Source organism: uncultured Campylobacter sp. (assembly GCF_938045535.1).
Classification (GTDB): domain Bacteria; phylum Campylobacterota; class Campylobacteria; order Campylobacterales; family Campylobacteraceae; genus Campylobacter_B.
Window position 1 is genome coordinate 1 of record NZ_CALIMQ010000150.1, and the last position, 3,292, is coordinate 3,292.

General features: G+C 52.5%; 3 protein-coding genes. 1 reads left to right on the plus strand and 2 read right to left on the minus strand.

Features of this window, described 5'->3' with window-relative positions; all coding sequences use genetic code 11:
- On the minus strand, positions 1 to 181 hold a 181-nt coding region (locus tag Q0095_RS04795), incomplete at its 3' end, for a hypothetical protein (RefSeq protein ID WP_297881861.1).
- A gap of 451 nt (positions 182 to 632) precedes the next feature.
- On the opposite strand from Q0095_RS04795, the gene Q0095_RS04800 reads away from it, so the two are divergent.
- Positions 633 to 2,159 (plus strand): thiamine-phosphate kinase, encoded by a 1,527-nt coding sequence (locus Q0095_RS04800; RefSeq protein ID WP_297881863.1) that lies wholly within the window; start codon positions 633 to 635, stop codon positions 2,157 to 2,159.
- Between the two features lie 295 nt (positions 2,160 to 2,454).
- Here the strand turns inward: Q0095_RS04800 and Q0095_RS04805 are convergent.
- The coding region (locus Q0095_RS04805) for a PQQ-binding-like beta-propeller repeat protein (RefSeq protein WP_297881865.1) at positions 2,455 to 3,292 on the minus strand (838 nt) is incomplete at its 5' end.

Genomic DNA, 3,292 nt, shown 5'->3' on the forward strand with positions numbered 1-3,292 from the left:
CTGCGTAAAAAAGCCCGATTAGCATCACCCAGCCTACGATAGGCGCATAAGGCTTGTCGAGCATTATAAAAACAATGGCGATATAAAATTGCAAAATTTTAACTACCGCATAAAAAGGCCCGTAAAAACGCCTAGCCCTTTTTATGATTAGTAGCGGCTTATCCGGTTTGGTATCGTTCATTTTATCTCCTTGCTTGAATGTCGCATTACGGTTTTAAATTTAGCGCTAAATTCTATCTTTGCTACGCTTACGCAGCGTTTAAATTTAATCTTGCCAGCGGTTACGGCTAAATTTTAAATTTTCAAACTTGCCGTTTAAAAGAGCCGTCATCTGAGGGAGTGCGCGCAGGCGGGCGCAAGCAAAAAATAGCCTCGGGCGCCGTTTTATCGCGGGCCTTCGTCCGCATCAAGTCATACCGAGCCGCGCTAAGCCCCAAAACTCACGCGATTTATAATTTTGCTATCGAGCCGCACCGAACCGCAGCCAAACTCGCGCGGCGAAAATCTAAATTTACGCTATAATCTTGCAAAGCGGAGCGTAGAACTCCTGCTGCGTTAAACAAAGGTCCGCAAATTCGGGCTTCTTAGCTTTCGCGCGGCTGCGGCGTAACGCTAAATTTAACGGAGGGCGCATGGATAAAGAGCGGTATATTTTTGAGAAATTTAGATCGAAGCTTAACGGCGATGATTGCGCCGTAATCGGCGAGCGAGCGTATTGCAAGGACCTTTTCGTCGAGGGCGTGCACTTCCGCCGCGGCTGGCTGAGCCTGCGCGAGATCGGCGCAAAGGCGATGCTCGTAAACATCTCGGACATGATCGCGACGAACGCGCGCGCCAAATACGCACTGCTGGGGCTTGCGATGCCGCGCGAGATCGGCACGCGCGAGATCGACGAGCTGTGTGCGGGCGTGAGTGAAACGGCGCGCGAGTGGGGCATACGGATCATCGGCGGTGACACGATCGGCTCGGATCGCATCGCGCTTAGCGTGAGCCTGATTGGCAAATGCAAGCACCCCGTGTTTCGCAGCGGCGCGCGCGTGGGCGATCTCATCGCGCATACGGGCGAGCTGGGCGGCGTCGGGCGCGATCTAGCGGTGCTTTTAAGAGATGAAATTTCGCCCGCTAGCTCGGATACACAAAACCGGGACGATAAAATTTCGTCGCTGCAAAGCTCAAGCACCGCGCCGCAGGGTCTCAACGCCGAAGCTTCAGCTGCACAAAATCCTGGCGATGAGGTGCGAAGCCCGGGCGATAAAATTTCGCCTACGCACGCTAAACTGCAGAGCCTGGACGCTGGAATTTCGGTAGAAAATTCCGTGTCGCAGAGCGGAGACGATCGCAAGAACCCTACGGCGCAAGATAGCGGGCTGCAAAGCGGCGGCTATGACGACTCTGCCGGTAAAATTTCTACGCAGTTCGACAACGAAATTTCTACGCAGAGCTTTGATGGCAAAATTTCTGCGCCGAGCCCTGATAACGGAAATTCTACGCAAGATTTGAATGCTTACACCGCGTGCAGCGTGTCGCAGGGCTCTATAACACAAAATTTAGATATTCACGCTTCGTATGACGGCTTGCAGGGCTCCGCGACGCAAAATCGGGACGCGAAGTTTTTTGAGCAAAATTTTACGACGCAAAATTTGAGCGTAGGAAATTCTATCGGAAATTTTATGGCGCGAATATCCGCGGCGAATTATACGGCGCAAAGCCTCTCATGCGAAAATTCTACATCGCAAAGCTCTGCAGGCGAAAATCCTGTGCCGGGTAGTGGCTCATATCGCTTGCGCGAGGATCTACGCGCAAAAATTTCAAAAAATTCGCGCTTCGTCAGGCCCGTCTTGCGCGATAAGTTTTTTTACAAGGCGGCGAAGTTCATTAGCGCGGCGATGGACATTAGCGATGGGCTCGCGCAGGACTTGCCCCGCCTGCTGGAGGCTAGCGGCGTGGGTGCGCGCTGGATCGCCAGCCCTAGCGAGGCTGCGCTGCAAAGCGGCGAGGAGTACGAGATTTTGTTTAGCTTCGCGCCGAAATTTTTGCCCAAAATCTACGCGATTGCCGCTAAAACGGGCGTCGCGATCAATATCATCGCCGAGGTTTGCCCGCGCACGCCGCAAAGCTCGATGGAATTTCACGGCAGCTCGCACCACTTCGCGCCTTGAAATTTGCCGCGACCGCTTTAAATTTTAAGGCGAGGGGTTTGAATTCCAGTTCGAAACGACGCGCCGGGCAAATAAATTTTACTTAGCAAGTGAGCTACGACGTGCTTTATACCAAAGAATTCGCGGTTTTTGGCATTTGCCGAATGGGTGAGAGATGGGATACGACTCGCAAGGGTGCTGCGGCTAGCGGACATGAGACTTAAATAGGTAAATTTCATATCCAAAATGTTCGGCGGTTCAAGCCTTGCGTTTAAATTTAATCTACAACTACAAGCCGAATTTTAATATGTCCAATTTAAATATCAGCGCAGACGGCGTGCATCGTGGCTCCGTCGTTTGCCACGACGTAGAGGCGACCCCTACTAGCGAGCATGATCTGATCCGAGCCGAATTGAAACTCGCCGAATTCCACCTCTTCTAAGATCAAGCCGTCGTCCGCGCTAATCAAAACGGGCTTGCCGCGGCGATCTGCGAGTAAAATTTTATCCTCGCACCACGCGAAATGTTCGGTACCGCCGGTATCAAGCTTAAAGATCACCTCGCCGCTTGCCGCGTCTACGGCATATAGATGCCCATTCTTGCCCGCAGTGCCGAAATACAGCGTCTCGAGACCCCGCCGCTTACCTTGCGCATCAAAATGCGACGCCGCTGCGCCGCGCAGGCAAACCGGCGTATATAGATACGCGCCTAGCTTCAGCCGCCAAAGAATTTTGCCTTTTGCTGCCGCTTTTTTGCGGGCTTGCTTGCCGCTGTTTGAAATTTTATCTTTCGTCTCGCTCGTTTCATTGCGCGGATTGCTTTTGTGCGCTTTGCAAACAGTCGCCGCATCGTCATTTTCGGAGGAATTTTTCAAATTTTCGCCCGCCGCGCCGCCGAAATTTGCTGCGCCGCCTAAATCAGTCGCCACGCCGCTTAAATTTGATCCGTCCTGCGAAGCTATGCACTCCATCATAAAGGGCGAACTCATCCGCACGCAAAAGCCCTCAAACTCGTAGGTTCGCGCATCGTTGTAGATCTGCTTCACGGGCGCAGGAGCGTCGCCAAGCTCGCTCATTTCGCCGTCTTGTATTTTGATGAGTTTTGCGGGCGAATCGACGAAGCCCTCGTAGTATCTCGTATTTAGCACGAAGTGG

What these genes read in the sequence shown, in the direction of transcription:
- Q0095_RS04800 (WP_297881863.1), top strand. Translation starts at nt 633, where the DNA reads ATGGATAAAGAGCGGTATATTTTTGAGAAATTTAGATCGAAGCTTAAC.